Raw genomic sequence first — 817 nt, forward strand, 5'->3', positions numbered from 1 at the left:
TCGGTGAGCCGCGATGGGTACGGGACCTCGTCACCCGCTCACCGCTGCTGCCGCCGCGCTTGGGTCAGCTCCGGCCCTCACCACGCGCGGACGCGGGCCTCGTCGAGCTGCCCGCGGCGCTGCGCGAGGCTGGGCCGAGCCCCGAGGCCCTGGCCCTGGCCGCTGTCTTGGCCCTGTTCCGTCGCCTGGCGCGGGGCGAGGAGCGCAGCGTCGCGCTCGCGCTCGCAGGTCAGCGAGCCTGGACGAGCGCGCTGCTCGAGACCGAGCTTCAGCTCGACGTGCCGGCCGGGGCGCTCGCGGACAGCCTGCCGCGGCTCGCCGCCCGCTTGGCCACGAAGCTGGCCAAGCTGCGGGGGAGGGCGCCGCTTCGCCGCGATCGATGGCAGCGTCACCCCGAGCTCGGCGCGGCCTCGCAAGCACCGCTGCCGATCCGCGTCGAGCTGCCGGGCGCGGCTCTAGATCCGGGCGGCGAGCGAGCCCTGCGGGTGCGCATAAACGAGGCTGGCTCGCTGCACGTTCACGCGGGCGCGGGTCTCGACGCGGACCACGCCCAGTGGCTGGCCGCGCGGCTCGAGCTGTTGCTGGCGGGCGCGGCCGCGGAGCCCGAGCGGGCCCTGGCCACCCTCGCGCTGCGCACCCCCGAGGAGCGCGCGCGCTGGCGCGAGTCGAACGCGACGGCCGAGGACTACCCGCGCACGCGAACGGTCTCGCAGATCATCGCTGCGCGGGCCAAGCTCGACCCCAACGCGATCGCGCTGCGGGCCGGGCGACTTCGACCGGGACGCCGGCGCGACCTTGGCCCGCTACTTCTTCGACA

1 protein-coding gene is annotated in these 817 nt (G+C 76.1%); it reads left to right on the forward strand.

Going from position 1 to position 817, the window contains the following annotated elements:
• Positions 1-59 precede the first annotated feature (59 nt).
• A partial coding sequence (locus DB30_RS40975; RefSeq protein ID WP_146662991.1) for a hypothetical protein occupies positions 60-817 on the forward strand: 758 nt, incomplete at its 3' end.

This window comes from Enhygromyxa salina (assembly GCF_000737335.2).
In the GTDB taxonomy this organism is placed as follows: domain Bacteria; phylum Myxococcota_A; class Polyangia; order Nannocystales; family Nannocystaceae; genus Plesiocystis; species Plesiocystis salina_C.